Annotated in this window: 8 protein-coding genes; 5 read left to right on the forward strand and 3 right to left on the reverse strand. The window is 72.1% G+C overall.

Features of this window, described 5'->3' with window-relative positions; all coding sequences use genetic code 11:
• Nucleotides 1–26: 26 nt before the first annotated feature.
• The gene (locus ACIRO3_RS01310) at nucleotides 27–887 is read right to left on the reverse strand and encodes a hypothetical protein (RefSeq protein ID WP_404131433.1); all 861 of its coding nucleotides are present in this window, start codon (nucleotides 885–887) and stop codon (nucleotides 27–29) included.
• Between the two features lie 335 nt (nucleotides 888–1222).
• A complete protein-coding gene (locus ACIRO3_RS01315; RefSeq protein ID WP_404131435.1) occupies nucleotides 1223–2737 on the reverse strand; it encodes a DHA2 family efflux MFS transporter permease subunit in 1515 nt (504 codons plus the stop codon).
• A gap of 127 nt (nucleotides 2738–2864) precedes the next feature.
• Between ACIRO3_RS01315 and ACIRO3_RS01320 the strand changes: the two genes are divergently transcribed.
• The gene (locus ACIRO3_RS01320; protein WP_404131437.1) at nucleotides 2865–3878 is read left to right on the forward strand and encodes an Lrp/AsnC family transcriptional regulator; all 1014 of its coding nucleotides are present in this window, start codon (nucleotides 2865–2867) and stop codon (nucleotides 3876–3878) included.
• Nucleotides 3879–3885: 7 nt separating this feature from the next.
• Here ACIRO3_RS01320 and glgP read toward each other — a convergent pair whose 3' ends face one another.
• Complete coding sequence (gene glgP / locus ACIRO3_RS01325; protein ID WP_404131439.1) at nucleotides 3886–6522, reverse strand: alpha-glucan family phosphorylase; 2637 nt, start codon at nucleotides 6520–6522, stop codon at nucleotides 3886–3888.
• Nucleotides 6523–7203: 681 nt separating this feature from the next.
• Here glgP and ACIRO3_RS01330 point away from each other — a divergent pair.
• The 4 genes from ACIRO3_RS01330 to glgB all read left to right on the forward strand — a co-directional run bounded on the left by ACIRO3_RS01330 (nucleotide 7204) and on the right by glgB (nucleotide 14981).
• A complete protein-coding gene (locus ACIRO3_RS01330) occupies nucleotides 7204–9198 on the forward strand; it encodes an alpha-1,4-glucan--maltose-1-phosphate maltosyltransferase (RefSeq protein ID WP_361771305.1) in 1995 nt (664 codons plus the stop codon).
• The gene (gene treS / locus ACIRO3_RS01335) at nucleotides 9195–10889 is read left to right on the forward strand and encodes a maltose alpha-D-glucosyltransferase (RefSeq protein ID WP_365997880.1); all 1695 of its coding nucleotides are present in this window, start codon (nucleotides 9195–9197) and stop codon (nucleotides 10887–10889) included. The genes ACIRO3_RS01330 and treS overlap by 4 nt, the downstream gene beginning before the upstream one ends.
• Nucleotides 10890–11238: 349 nt before the next feature.
• Entirely contained in the window at nucleotides 11239–12699 is a 1461-nt protein-coding gene (locus tag ACIRO3_RS01340; RefSeq protein WP_404131441.1) for a maltokinase, read from the forward strand.
• Complete coding sequence (glgB, locus tag ACIRO3_RS01345; protein WP_404131443.1) at nucleotides 12696–14981, forward strand: 1,4-alpha-glucan branching enzyme; 2286 nt, start codon at nucleotides 12696–12698, stop codon at nucleotides 14979–14981. Before ACIRO3_RS01340 ends, glgB begins: the two co-directional genes overlap by 4 nt.
• Nucleotides 14982–15260 lie beyond the last annotated feature (279 nt).

Here is a 15260-nt window from a genome sequence, read left to right on the forward strand (position 1 = left end):
GAGGAACGTGTCAGCCGAGGGACGTGTCAGCCGATGGAGCGGAAGACGGCGTCCAGAACGCCGAACTCCTCTTCCTCCTCGCCGTCCTGACCGCGCTCGTCGCGCTGCCCGTCCTCGTCGCGCGCCTCGTCCTCGCCGTCCTGGCCGCGCTCGTCGCGCTGCCCGTCCTCGCCGTCCTGACCGCGCTCGTCGCGCTGCCCGTCCTCGTCGCGCTGCCCGTCCTCGTCGCGCTGTCCGTTCTCGTCCTCGGCCTGGTCGTCGCCCGGACGGCCCGACTCGTCGCGCTGCTCGTCCTCGCCGCGCTGGTCCTCGTCCTCGCCGCGCTGCTCGTCCTCGCGCGACTGCTCGTCCGCGGGCTCGTCGTCACCCGGGCGCGGGGCGGGGGCGGCGAGGGCGGCCACGGTGGCCGCGGCGGGCTTCGCCAGGCTCGGCTGAGCGCCCTGCTCGGGACGGGCGTCCCTGCGGACGCGGCGGTCCTCGTCGTTCCAGTCGCCGTCGTGGTGGCCGTGGTGGCCGTCCCCGCCGGTGGGCCGGAAGTACACCGAGAGCGCCTCGACGTCGTGCGCCCCGCCGCCCGGCGCCAGGGTGCGCACCGCGCGGCCGTTGCACCCGCGGCCCTCGAAGAGCACCGCCAGCGACTCCGTGCGGTTGTACGCCTCGGTGGCCGGGCGGTGCCGGTCGGTGCCGGTCAGGTCGTAGCAGGTGTCGTTGTCGGCCGGGCTGATGTGGCGGGTGTACTCGTCGCCGTCCTCGTCCCCGATGACGTAGTAGAGGCGCCCGAGCGTGTGGTGGCCGTCGTAGTCGTCGTCGGCCATGGCCTGGCCGGAGGCCGGCAGGACGAGCGCGAGGGCGCCGAGGAAGGCCGCGGCAGTGGTGCGAACACGCATGAAGAGTCCGTTTCTCTGGTCGCTGGATGCGGGATCCGGTGGCATCCAGCGGGCAGCGTAGGAGCGGACCGACCAGCAGAAACGATTCAGCATGCGCAGCGCGTTCGAAGGTTCACCCTCCCGGACCGGGCACCCGGGCCGGACGGCGGCCCGCCCGCCCCGCGCTCGGGCACCCGCCGTCCCCAAACACCCGGGACGGCGCCCGCCGCCGTACGCGCCGGAAGCCTCCCGACGTACCAGAAGCCCCTCGACTCACCAGGGCCCGCGCGCCCCGACGTACGGGAACCCGCGCGCCCGGAGTCCGGGCGCGCGGGTTCCCGTACGTGTTCGGCGGCTCAGGCGGTGGCCCGCTCGGCGGACGCGCCCTTGGCCTGGGTCGGGACCGACGCCCCGGTCCCCCCGGCCGGACGGATCAGCAGCACCACGACCAGCGCGCCCACCAGCCCCATCACCCCGGAGGCCACGAAGGTGTCGCGGAGCCCGCTCGCGAAGGCGGCCTCCACCCACTCCCGGGCCCCCGGGCCGGCCGCGAGGAAGCGTCCCGCCCCACCGGAGGCGAGCGCCTCGGCGGTGCCGTGCGGCTGCCCGCTGCCGTCGAGCCCGCTCGTCAGGCCGGCCTGGAAGAGCGCGCCGAGCACCGCGATGCCGAGGGCGTTGCCCAACTGACGGGCGGTGTTCAGGGCGCCGCCGGCCATGCCGGCGCGGGCCGGGGCGACGGTCCCCATCGCGGCGGCGGCCAGCGGCGGGGTGGCCATGCCGACGCCCACGCCGGTCAGTACCAGCCCGGGCACCAGGGCCGTCCAGCCGTCTCCCGCGTCCAGCATCCAGGCCTGGAGCAGCGCGCCGGCCCCGATCAGCAGCAGCCCGCCACCGATGGACAGTCGGGCGGGGGCCCCGTGCAGCAGGCGGCCGGCCACCGCGGAGACGAGGAAGGCGGCGAGGCTCAGCGGCACCAGGACCAGTCCGGCCTGGACCGGACCCATGCCCTCGGCGGACTGGAGCCAGAGCGAGACGTACATGAGGTACGAGAACGCGGCGCCGGACAGCAGCAGTCCGCCGGCCATCACCGCCACGAAGGTCGGGCTGCGGAAGAGGGAGAGGTCGAGCATCGGGTGCGCGGTGCGCAGTTCGACGAGGACGAAGGCGGCGAAGCAGGCCGCGCCGAGACCGAGCAGGCCGAGGGTGGCGGCGGAGGTCCAGCCGTTCTCCGCGACCCGGATGAGGGCGTAGGTGACGACGCCGGCGCCCGCCGTGAAGGTGACCATGCCGGGCAGGTCGAGGCCCTTGGCGTGCGGGTTGCGGGATTCGGCGACGGCCTTGAGGGTGACCCAGACGGCGAGGGCGCAGACGGGCAGGTTGATGAAGAAGATCCAGCGCCACCCGAAGTGCTCGGTGAGCAGTCCGCCGATGATCGGTCCGGCCGCGGCGGCCGCGCCGTTGACCGCGCCCCAGACGCCGAAGGCGATCCCCCGGTCGCGGCCCTGGTAGGCGCTGCTGAGCAGCGCCATGGTGGTGGCGAACATGGCCGCGCCGCCGATGCCCTGGACGGCGCGGAAGGCGATCAGCAGGGCGGGGCCGGTGGCCAGGCCGCACGCCAGCGAGGCGGCGGCGAAGACGGCGAGCCCGCCGAGGTAGACGCGGCGGCGGCCGATCCGGTCGGCGAGGGAGCCCGCGCCGAGCAGCAGTGCGGCGAGCGCCAGGGCGTAGATGTCCATCACCCACTGGAGTCCGGCGAAACCGGTGTTCATGTCGGTGGCCATGTCCGGGAGCGCGACGGTCACGATGGTGACGTCGACCAGGAGCATGAAGGCTCCGAGGCTCACGGCCGTCAAGGGCAGCCATTTACGCATGGGGGTTCTCCGGATCAAGAGCAGACGAGGTGTGCCACCAGGGTCGCCGTCACCCGTCCGGACCAACCATCCAGCAGCCGGTTCCTGCCGGATTTCGCCCGTCGAAGGCTCTGCCATGATGGAAACCATGCAGCCCCTGGCCGTTCCCGCCGAGATGGACCACCTCGACCTGGCCCTCGTACAGGCCCTCATGATCGACGGCCGGGCCTCCTTCAGCCGGCTCGCGGAGGTGCTGGAGGTGTCCGACCAGACCGTGGTCCGCCGCTACCGGCGGATGCGGACCACCGGTCTGGTCCGGGTGGTCGGGCTGCCGCTGGGCAGCCGGGTGGGGCTGTTCGAGTCCTGGCTGCGGGTGCAGTGCACGCCCGACGCCGCGCTCGCCGTGGCGGAGGCGCTGGCGCGCCGGCCGGACATCGCCTGGGTCACCCTCAACTCCGGCGGCACCGAGATCCACTGCATGACCAAGGCCCGGACCCGCCAGGACCGCGACGTCCTGTTGCTGGAGAAGCTCCCGCGCACCCGCCGGGTGATCGGCGTGCACGCGCACACCATCCTGCGCATGTTCACGGGCGGGCCCGAGCGCTGGTTCGGCATCGACGCGCTGCGCCCGGACCAGGTGGCGGCGCTGGAGCGGCAGCCGTCGCCGCCGGATCAGGACCGGTACGCGCTGGACGAGGCGGAACTGGCGATGCTGACGGTGCTGGGGCAGGACGGCCGCGCCGGCTATCCGGAACTGGCCCGCGCCACCGGACTGTCGGAGTCCACGGCCCGGCGCCGGCTGGACCGGCTGCGGGACTTGGGGGCGGTCTACTTCGACGTGGAGATCGTGCCGGGGACGATCGGGTACGAGGCGGAGGCGGCGATGCTGCTCACGGTGGACCCGGCCCGGCTGGCCCGGGTGGGCGCCGCGATAGGCGAGCACCCGGAGGTGCCGTTCGCGGCGGCGGTCACCGGCTCGGCGAACCTGCTCGCGGTGGTGGTGTGCCGGGACACCGACGCGTTGTACACGTACCTCACCGAGCGGATCGGCGCGGTCGACGGCATCCGGCAGGTGGAGCTGGTCCCGATCCTGCGCACCGTGAAGCGGGCCGGGATGCTGGTGGAGGACGGGCGGCTGGTCGATCCGCCGCCCGTCCCCTGAGCGGCGGTCAGCGCAGCAGTACGCCGCCCCCCGCGTCGGTGTCCGCCGGCCCGGCGACCAGGCCCAGTTCGGCCGGGGTCGCCAGCAGCGGGTGCGATGGCAGGATCCGCACGGTGTAGCCGAAGGGTCCCGTCCGGTCGAGCGCGAGCGGGCCCTCGTACACCCAGCGGCCCTCCAGGTCGGGTCCGGCGGCGGGCTTGAGCGGGAAGGACCGGCCGGCCTGGATGACGTCCTGGGCGTCGACCCGGCCCGCGACCGCCTGGACCTCGACGTCCTCGGGCGTGAGGGAGTCGAGGGCCACCCGCACCCGGAGGGTGAGCGTGGCCCCGAGTTCGGCGGTGCCGCCGACGGGCGCGGCGGCCAGGGCCTCCACGTGCTCGACCACGACCCTCGGCCACGAGCTGCGGACCCGGCCCTTCCACCCGGCGAGGTCGTGGGCGGTCTCCGGGGTGAGCGCGCGGTGGGAGAGCGCGGCCGGCGCGTAGAGCCGTTCGACGTACTCGCGGACCATCCGTCCCGCGAGCACCTTCGGCCCCAGCGACACCAGGGTGCGCCGGACCATCTCGATCCACCGCGCGGGAAGACCGGTGTGCCCGACCCGGTCGTAGAAGCGGGGCGCGACCCGGTCCTCGATCAACTCGTAGAGGGCGTTGGCCTCCAGGTCGTCGCGGCGCTCCTCGTCCGTCCCGATCCCGTCGGCGGTGGGGATGGCCCAGCCGAAGTCGGGCTCGAACCACTCGTCCCACCAGCCGTCCAGCACGGAGAGGTTGAGGCAGCCGTTCAGCGCGGCCTTCATCCCGCTCGTGCCGCAGGCCTCCAGGGGGCGCAGCGGGTTGTTCAGCCAGACGTCGCAGCCCGGGTAGAGCTTCTGGGCCATGGCCATGCCGTAGTCGGGAAGGAAGACGATGCGGTGGCGGACGCGGGGGTCGTCGGAGAACCGCACCAGTTCCTGGACGAGCCGCTTGCCGCCGTCGTCGGCCGGGTGCGCCTTGCCCGCGACGACGATCTGCACGGGCCGCTCCGGGTCCAGCAGCAGCCTGCGCAGCCGCTCGGGATCGCGGAGCATCAGCGTGAGCCGCTTGTAGGAGGGGACCCTGCGGGCGAAGCCGATGGTCAGCACGTCCGGGTCGAGGACGGAGTCCACCCAGCCCAGCTCGGCGTCGGCGGCGCCGCGCTGCTTCCAGGAGGCGCGCAGCCGGTCGCGGACCTCCTGGACCAGTTGCTCGCGCAGCACCCGGCGCAGGTCCCAGACCTCCTGGTCCCCGATCCCGGCGACGGCGTCCCAGCGGGGGGAGCCGCCGACCGACAGCGCGTCCTCGGTCCGGCCGGCGCCGATCTGTCGGGCGCCGAGCCGGACGACCTCGGGGGCCACCCAGGTCGGCGCGTGCACCCCGTTGGTGACGGAGGTGATGGGGACGTCGGCGGGGTCGAAGCCCGGCCACAGACCGGCGAACATGCCCCGGCTGACTGCCCCGTGCAGGGTGGAGACGCCGTTGGCGCGCTGGGCGAGGCGCAGCCCCATGACGGCCATGTTGAACACCCCGGGGTCGCCGCCGGGGTAGGACTCGGCGCCCAGGTCGAGGATCCGGTCCACGGGGACGCCGGCCAGTTCGCCGCCCTCGCCGAAGTGCCGGGCGACCAGGGACCGCTCGAAGCGGTCGATGCCGGCGGGGACGGGGGTGTGCGTGGTGAAGACGGTTCCGGCGCGCACCGCCTCGACGGCGGCGTCGAAGCCGAGCCCCGGCTCTCCTCCCAGTTCCCTTATGCGTTCGAGCCCGAGGAACCCCGCGTGCCCCTCGTTGGTGTGGAAGACCTCGGGGTCGGGATGGCCGGTGAGCCGGCAGTACGTGCGGACCGCGCGCACGCCTCCGATGCCGAGCAGCATCTCCTGGAGCAGTCGGTGGTCGCTGCCGCCGCCGTAGAGCCGGTCGGTCACCTCGCGGGCGGCGGTGTCGTTGTCCTCGACGTCGGAGTCGAGGAGCAGCAGCGGCACCCGCCCGACGCGGGCCTGCCAGATGTGCGCGTGCAACGCGCGACCGCCGGGCAGGCTCAGCGTCACCCGGGCCGGGGTGCCGTCCTCCTCGCGGACGAGGGCGACGGGCAGCTCGTTGGGGTCGAGGACGGGATAGTGCTCCTGTTGCCAGCCGTCGCGGGAGAGCGATTGCCGGAAGTAGCCGTGGCGGTAGAGCAGCCCTACTCCGATGAGCGGGACGCCGAGGTCGCTGGCGGCCTTGAGGTGGTCCCCGGCGAGGATGCCGAGGCCGCCGGAGTACTGCGGCAGGGCTGCGGTGATGCCGAACTCGGGGGAGAAGTAGGCGATCCCCGCGGGGAGGCCGCCACCGCTCTCGTGGCTCTGGTACCACCTCCCGCCGTGGACGTAGTCATCGAGGTCGGCGGCGGCCACGGCGAGCCGGCGCAGGAACCGCCGGTCGCCGGCCAGTTCCTCCAGCCGGGCCGCGGGCACGGCGCCGAGCAGTCGGACGGGGTCGCCGCCGGCGGCCTGCCAGCCTTCGGGGTCGACGGATTGGAAGAGTTCGCGGGTTTCCGCGTGCCAAGACCAGCGCAGGTTGCGCGCGAGATCGGCGAGTGGAAGCAGGGGTTCGGGGAGGACGGGGCGCACGGTGAATCGACGGATAGCCTTCACGTGTTCCACCTTCGCAGGGGATGACGGATCGGAGCGGTCGCACCACGCTGTGCACCCGCGCATCAACCCCCGGAAGGCTAGCGGCGCCCTCGCCGCCCGGCCATGGCGCCTCGGCGGGGCCTGCCTCCAACGGCTCGTCCGGGCAAGGCCGCAGGTTGCCGGCGCCGGCCGCCGCGGGGGTGCGATTTCGGCCGGATCCGTGCCCCTCGGCCCGTCCGGCCGAGTGCCCGGACGCTCGCCGGGCACACGAGGCATGCGGGCCCGACGGAGCGGAACGAGGGTGTCTGCGGGGCCCGTGAGGCAACTGGGACAGGGGGTGCACCGCTGTACATCAGTCGGCCCTCACCGACTTGACGGAGCCTCGACCGCTGCGGATCCGGCCCTTGGTGATCCGCGTGCCACTACGTACGAGTAGTTAACCGGGCACGCGGGTTGGGCGGGACCAGAGTGGGAAGGGCTCCCCGGGTACACGCACGGCGCACCAGGCCCCGGGCTCCGTCCGGAGGCAACCCCCGCCCACCTCCCGCCACCCGAGTGAACGCGGACAGGAGCGGCCATGCCCGCAGCGCAGCCGTCTTCCGAGCGGCTAGAAACAGAGCGAACAGAGCGTGCACTGCCGGCTGCCCAGACAGTCGGTCCGTTGTCACCGAGCCCTGCGAACTGCCCCCAGGTGATCCCATCATGATCGGTCGCATTCCCGTGCTGGACGTCCGCCCCGCCGTCGACTGCGGCGCCAGACCCGCCAAGGCGGTCGTGGACGAGGTCTTCGAGATCTCGGCCACCGTGTTCCGCGAGGGCCACGACGCCGTCTCGGCCCACGTCGTACTTCGAGATCCGAGCGGGCGGCTGCGGCCTCCCGTACCGCTGCGCGAGCTGGCCCCCGGCACCGACCGGTGGGGGGCCCGGGTGTCCGCCGAGGTCGAGGGGAGGTGGACGTACACCGTCGAGGCGTGGAGCGACCCGCTCGCCACCTGGCGGGCCCACGCCGCCGTCAAGATCCCCGCCGGGATCGACGCCGACCTGACCCTCCTCGAAGGCGCCGAGCTCCACGAGCGGGCCGCCGCGAAGATCCCCAAGCGGGACGGCCGGGCCGCCGTGCTGGCCGCCGCCGAGATCATGCGCGACGCGGACCGGGACCCCGCCGAACGGCACGCCGCCGCCCTCGCGCCCGAGGTGGTGGCGGCCCTCACCAGGCGCCCCCACCGGGAGCTGGTCACCGCCGCGAAGCCCCTGCCACTGCTCGTCGAGCGCAAGCGGGCCCTGTTCGGTTCCTGGTACGAGATGTTCCCGCGCTCCGAGGGAGCGGTGCTGGAGCCCGGCTCGGCCCCGGTCAGCGGGACCTTCCGGACCGCCGCCGAGCGGCTGCCGGCCATCGCGGCCATGGGCTTCGACGTCGTGTACCTGCCGCCCATCCACCCCATCGGGAGCACCTGGCGCAAGGGACCGAACAACACCCTGTCGGCGGGGAGTTGGGACCCGGGCGTGCCCTGGGCGATCGGCTCCACCGAGGGCGGCCACGACGCCGTCCACCCCGAACTGGGCACCATCGAGGACTTCGACGCCTTCGTCGGGCGGGCCCGTGAGCTCGGGATGGAGATCGCGCTGGACTTCGCGCTCCAGTGCTCCCCCGACCATCCGTGGGTGGAGAAGCACCCGGAGTGGTTCCGCCACCGCGCCGACGGGACGATCGCCTACGCCGAGAACCCGCCGAAGAAGTACCAGGACATCCACCCGATCCACTTCGACACCGACATGGCCGGCATCGTCGAGGAAACGGTCCGGATCCTGCGGCACTGGATGGACCACGGCGTACGGATCTTCAGGGTCGACAATCCGCACACCAAGCCTGTCGTGTTCTGGCAGAAGGTGATCACGGACATCAACAAGTCCGACCCCGACGTGATCTTCCTCGCGGAGGCCTTCACCCGGCCCGCGATGATGCGCGCGCTCGCCGCGGTCGGCTTCCAGCAGTCCTACACGTACTTCACGTGGCGCAACACCAAGGCCGAGCTGACCGAGTACCTGACCGAGCTGTCGGGGGACCGTTCGGCCTCCGTCATGCGGCCGAATTTCTTCGTCAACACCCCCGACATCCTCCACGCGTACCTTCAGCACGGCGGCCGCCCGGCCTTCGAGGTGCGGGCCGTACTGGCCGCCACCCTGTCCCCCGCCTGGGGCGTCTACGCCGGCTACGAGCTCTGCGAGAACACTCCGGTCAAGGAGGGCAGCGAGGAGTACCTGAATTCCGAGAAGTACGAGTTCCGGCCACGCGACTGGGCGGCCGCCGATCGGGACGGGCTGACCATCGCCCCGCTGATCACGGCCCTGAACCGGCTGCGCCGGCGCAACCCGGCCCTCCAGCAGCTCCGCGACATCCACTTCCATTCGACCGACAACGAACAGGTGATCGCCTATTCGAAGCACGCCGGAGCCAATTCCGTACTGGTGGTCGTCAACCTCGATCCGCACCACACCCAGGAGGCGACGGTCTCGTTGGACATGCCGGTACTCGGCCTCGACTGGCACGGGTCCCTCGCGGTGCGCGACGAGCTCACCGGCGAGACCTATCACTGGGGCAGGGCGAACTACGTGCGCCTAGAGCCGGGCCGCACGCCCGCGCACGTACTGGCCGCTCTGCGACCGTCCCCGCCCACCGGAGGGTCACCCATCACATGATGATCAACGATCCCGTCCACGACACGTTCGAGGACACCCCCGCCAAGGACCGCGATCCCGACTGGTTCAAGCGCGCGGTCTTCTACGAGGTCCTCGTCCGTTCCTTCCACGACAGCAACGGCGACGGCGTGGGTGACCTCAAGGGGCTCACCGCCAAGCTCGACTACCTCCAGTGGTTGGGCGTCGACTGCCTCTGGCTGCCGCCGTTCTTCGCCTCACCCCTCCGCGACGGGGGCTACGACGTCTCCGACTACACCTCGGTGCTCCCCGAGTTCGGCGACCTCGCCGACTTCGTGGAGTTCGTGGACGCCGCGCACCAGCGCGGCATGCGGGTGATCATCGACTTCGTCATGAACCACACCAGCGATCAGCACGAGTGGTTCCAGCAGTCCCGCAAGGACCCGGAGGGCCCGTACGGCGACTACTACATGTGGGCCGACAACGACAAGCAGTACCAGGACGCCCGCATCATCTTCGTCGACACCGAGACCTCCAACTGGACGTACGACCCGGTACGCAAGCAGTACTACTGGCACCGCTTCTTCTCGCACCAGCCGGACCTCAACTACGAGAACCCCGCCGTGGTCGAGGAGATCGTCTCGGCGCTCCGCTTCTGGCTGGACCTCGGCATCGACGGCTTCCGGCTCGACGCCGTGCCCTACCTGTACGCCGAGGAGGGGACGAACTGCGAGAACCTGCCGCGCACCCACAGCCTCCTCAAGCGGGTCCGCGCCGAGATCGACACGCACTACCCGGACACGGTCCTCCTCGCGGAGGCCAACCAGTGGCCCGAGGACGTCGTCGACTACTTCGGCGACTTCGCGAAGGGCGGGGACGAATGCCACATGGCCTTCCACTTCCCCGTCATGCCGCGCATCTTCATGGCGGTGCGAAGAGAGTCCCGCTACCCCGTCTCCGAAATCCTGGCCAAGACCCCGGCGATCCCGGACCGCTGCCAGTGGGGCATCTTCCTGCGCAACCACGACGAGCTCACCCTCGAAATGGTCACGGACGAAGAGCGCGACTACATGTACGCCGAGTACGCCAAGGACCCGCGGATGCGCGCCAACATCGGCATCCGGCGCCGGCTCGCCCCGCTCCTGGACAACGACCGCAACCAGATGGAGCTGTTCACCGCCCTACTGCTGTCGCTGCCCGGCTCGCCGGTGCTCTACTACGGCGACGAGATCGGCATGGGCGACAACATCTGGCTGGGCGACCGGGACGGCGTCCGGACCCCCATGCAGTGGACCCCGGACCGCAACGCCGGTTTCTCCTCGTGCGATCCGGGCAGGCTGAACCTGCCGGTCATCATGGACCCGGTCCACGGGTACCAGGTCACCAATGTCGAGGCGGCCATGGCATCGCCCTCGTCGTTGCTGCACTGGACCCGCAGGCTGATCGAGATCCGCAAGGCGAACCCCGCCTTCGGTCTCGGCTCGTACACCGAACTGCCGTCGTCGAACCCGGCGGTACTCGCTTTCCTCCGCGAGTACGGGGACGACCTGGTGCTGTGCGTGCACAACTTCTCGCGCTTCGCGCAGCCCACCGAGCTGGACCTGCGGTCGTTCAACGGGCGGGTTCCGGTGGAGCTCACGGGTGACGTGCGCTTCCCGCCGATCGGCGAGTGGCCGTACCTGCTGACCCTGGCGGGACACGGCTTCTACTGGTTCCGGCTCCGCACCGAGTAGCACGCGGGGTTCGCTCCGACCGGAGCCGGCGTGAACCGACGTCGGCACCGGGCGAGCGAGCCGAAGGGGCACGCCCGCGGATCGGGGGCGAACGCGCGAGGGAACGCGCACCACGAGCGCTTCCGAGCACGTACGACCTCGCGAATCGGGCTGCCGCGCCCTCGGGAGAACCGAGCCCGAGGAGCGACCCGAAGAGCGACCCGAAGAGCAAAAGGCGCGCGAATGGGTCAATCGCCCGCCCCTGTACGGATCATCCATGGCCCGACACTCGTTCACCGCCGGACAGCAACCATCGCCATCCGGGACACTCTGCGCATTCTGTGACGGCCCGGGGAAAGGACGCGACGCCATGTCGGAGGCTGCATCCGCCCGGAGTCGCCAGGGCAGCCTGGCCGCGGTCCCACTCGGACCGCTCGAACCCATGCTGCGCAACTGGCTTCCGAGGCAGCGCTGGTTCGCCGGAAAGGGGCGCGCCATCACGCGCCTGCGACTGGTCTCGGCCGTCGAACTCCTGCCACCCGGGGCCTCCCCCGGGCTGCTCCACCTACTCGTCGGCGTGGACGCCGAGGGCAGTTCGGACTGCTACCAACTGCTGTTGGGAGTACGCCCGAACCTGCCGCCGGCGCTCGCGCCCGCCCTGATCGGCCACGCGGAACAGGGGCCGTACGCCGGGCAGGCCGTCTACGAGGGACTCGGCGATCCGCGGCTCGCGGCGCTGCTGCTGGAACGATTGCGCTCCCCCGGCGTCCTCGGCCCGTTGCGCTTCGAGCGGGACCCGGGAGCCCTGATCCCGGCCGCGCCGGCGCCCCGGCCCCTGTCCGGGGAACAGACCAACTCCTCGCTGATCTACGGGGATTCGTACATCCTGAAGGTGTTCCGCCGGGTGGGGCCGGGGGTCAACCCCGACCTGGAACTGCCCAGAGCGCTCGCCGCCGCGGGCTGCGCCCGGGTGCCCGCGCCGGTCGCCTGGTACGAGGCGGAACTGCCGGGCGCCGAACCGTTGACCCTGGGTGTGCTCCAGCCGTACCTGCGCGGCTCCGACGACGGGTGGCAGCTCGCGCTGCGCCGGCTCGGCGCCGGGGCCGACTTCACCACCGAGGCCCACGCGCTGGGCCGGGCCACCGCCGAGGTGCACAACGCGCTGGCCGACGCCCTGCCCACCGTGGCACTGGGGCCCGAGCAGACCGCCCGGCTCGCCGCCGGGATGACGGCCCGACTGGCCGCGACCGCCCGGGAGGTGCCCGCGCTGCGGCCGTACGAGGCGGGCCTGCGCGGCGCCTTCGACGCCCTGGCCGCCTCGCGGGGCGGCGGGGTGTCCGCGCAGCGCATCCACGGGGACCTGCACCTGGGGCAGACCCTGCGCACGGTCGAGGGCAGTTGGGCGTTGATCGACTTCGAGGGCGAGCCGGCCCGGCCGCTGGCCGACCGGCGGCGTCCCGAACCGGCGGTGCGGGACATCGCCGGGATACTGCGTTCCTTCGACTACGCGGCCCGCTCCCACCGGCCGTTCGCCCCCGCCTGGGCGGACGCCTGCCGGGCGGCGTACTGCGAGGGCTACGCCCGCACCAGCGGCCGTGACCCCCGCGAGGACCCCGTGCTGCTGCGCGCGTACGAGACGGACAAGGCGGTGTACGAGGCCCGCTACGAGTCCCGGCACCGCCCCGACTGGCTGCACGTCCCGATGGCGGCGATCCGGCGGCTGTCCGAACCTCAGCGCCCCGCCCACCGGCCGGGGCACCCCGTCACCCCGCCGACGACCCCAGGCTCCACCACCCCCCATCCGAAGCCCCCGAGGAGGCCGCTCGCGTGAGCGCCGCACGACAGCCGTCACCGACCGTCCGCGACGAATCCGGGGTCCCCCCCGAGCCTGTTCGGAAGGCCCGCACGCCAAGGGCCCGCAAGGCCGCGCCACCTCACGGGGCCCGGCCGGCGCCCGCGCTGGCGGGCGAGGAACGCGCCCGGCTGCTGGAGGGCCGTCACCACGACCCGCACGCGGTGCTCGGCGCCCGGGCGCGGCGCGGCGGGGTGGCCTTCCGGGTGCTGCGCCCGTACGCGAAGGCGGTGACGGTCCTCGGCAAGGGGCTGCGCGCCGAGTTGTTCGACGAGGGGGACGGGCTGTTCTCCGGTCTGTTGCCCCTGTCCGACGTGCCGGAGTACCGGCTGTTGGTGGCGTACGACAACGACGAGATCGAGGTCCACGACCCGTACCGGTTCCTGCCGGCGCTCGGCGAGTTGGACCTGCACCTGATCGGCGAGGGCCGGCACGAGGAGCTGTGGACCGCGCTGGGCTCGGAGCCGATGGAGCACCAGGGCGTGGCCGGCACCCGGTTCACGGTGTGGGCGCCGAACGCCCAGGGGGTGCGGGTCACCGGCGACTTCTCGTACTGGGACTCCGTGGCGTACCCGATGCGTTCGCTGGGTTCGACCGGGGTGTGGGAGCTGTTCCTGCCGGGGATCGGCGAGGGCACCATGTACAAGTACGACATCACGCGCCCGGACGGCAGCCACACCGTGCGCGCCGACCCGATGGCGCGCCACGCGGAGGTCCCGCCGGCGAACGCGTCGGTGGTCACCTCCTCGCACCACGTGTGGCAGGACGCGGACTGGATGGCCACGCGCGGGGTCCGTCCGCCGCACCAGGCGCCGCTGTCCGTGTACGAGCTGCACCTGGCGTCGTGGCGGCCTGGCCTGTCGTACCGGCAGCTCGCGGAGCAACTCCCGGCGTACGTCAAGGAACTGGGCTTCACGCACGTGGAGCTGATGCCCGTCGCGGAGCACCCCTTCGGCGGTTCCTGGGGCTACCAGGTCACCGGTTACTTCGCACCGACGTCCCGGATGGGGACCCCGGACGACTTCCGCTTCCTGGTGGACGCGTTGCACCGGGCCGGTATCGGGGTGATCGTCGACTGGGTGCCCGCGCACTTCCCGCGCGACGAGTGGGCCCTGGCCGAGTTCGACGGCCGGCCGCTGTACGAACACCACGACCCGCAGCGCGCGGCGCACCCCGACTGGGGGACGCTGGAGTTCGACTACGGGCGCAAGGAGGTCCGCAACTTCCTCGTGGCGAACGCGGTGTACTGGTGCCAGGAGTTCCACGTGGACGGCCTGCGGGTGGACGCGGTCGCCTCGATGCTCTACCTGGACTACTCGCGGGAAGAGGGCGAGTGGACGCCCAACGAGCACGGCGGCCGGGAGAACCTGGACGCGGTGGCCCTGCTCCAGGAGATGAACGCGACGGTGTACCGGCGCTGCCCGGGCGTGATGACGATCGCGGAGGAGTCCACGGCGTGGGAGGGCGTGACCCGGCCGACGGACGCGGGCGGGCTGGGCTTCGGCCTGAAGTGGAACATGGGTTGGATGCACGACACGCTGCGGTACGTCTCGAAGGAGCCGGTGCACCGCAAGTACCACCACCACGACATGACCTTCGGGATGGTCTACGCGTACAGCGAGAACTACGTGCTGCCGATCTCGCACGACGAGGTGGTGCACGGCAAGCGCTCACTGGTGTCGAAGATGCCCGGCGACTGGTGGCAGCAGCGGGCGGCGCACCGCGCGTACCTGGGCTTCATGTGGGCCCACCCGGGCAAGCAACTGCTCTTCATGGGGCAGGAGTTCGCGCAGGGGTCGGAGTGGTCCGAGGCCTACGGGCCCGACTGGTGGGTGCTCGACGAGTCCTATCCGGCGGCCGGTGACCACCGCGGCGTGCGCAACCTGGTGCGCGATCTGAACCGGACGTACACGGCGGCGCCCGCGCTGTGGGAGCGGGACACGGTGCCGGAGGGATTCGCCTGGGTGGAGTCGGACGCGGCGGACGACAACGTCTTCGCGTTCCTGCGGTTCGCCCAGGACGGTTCGCAGCTGCTGGCGGTGTCGAACTTCTCGCCGGTGGTGCGGCACGGCTACCGGCTCGGGGTGCCGGAGGAGGTCCCGCTGTGGCGGGAGGTCCTGAACACCGACGAGGAGCGGTACGGCGGCAGCGGCGTCCGGCACCTCCAGCCGCTGCGGCCCGATCCGGTTCCGGCCCAGGGGCGGCCGGCCAGTCTGCGGCTGACGCTGCCGCCGATGGCGACGGTGTGGTTCAGGCCGTAGGGACGCTCTTTCGGGGCCCTCGCCACCCCCGTGCGCGAGGGCCCCGAAAGGAATCACGGATCGGCCGCGTGGCCGGTTCACGCCTTGTGACGGGGATCACTTCACCGATCCGGGAGTAGCGGTGAAATGGAGTGGCTGAATCCGTACGCTGACAATGGATCTTCCGACGGCTCCGATTACCGGACAGTCGCCAGGAAACCGGCATAAAGCCTCGAATTCCATAGGACTTTCCTACGAGTTATCAGCTTGTTTGAATGGTCTGTAGTCGTCACACCTTGG

This window comes from Streptomyces sp. NPDC102278 (assembly GCF_044766345.1).
Taxonomy (GTDB): Bacteria; Actinomycetota; Actinomycetes; order Streptomycetales; family Streptomycetaceae; genus Streptomyces.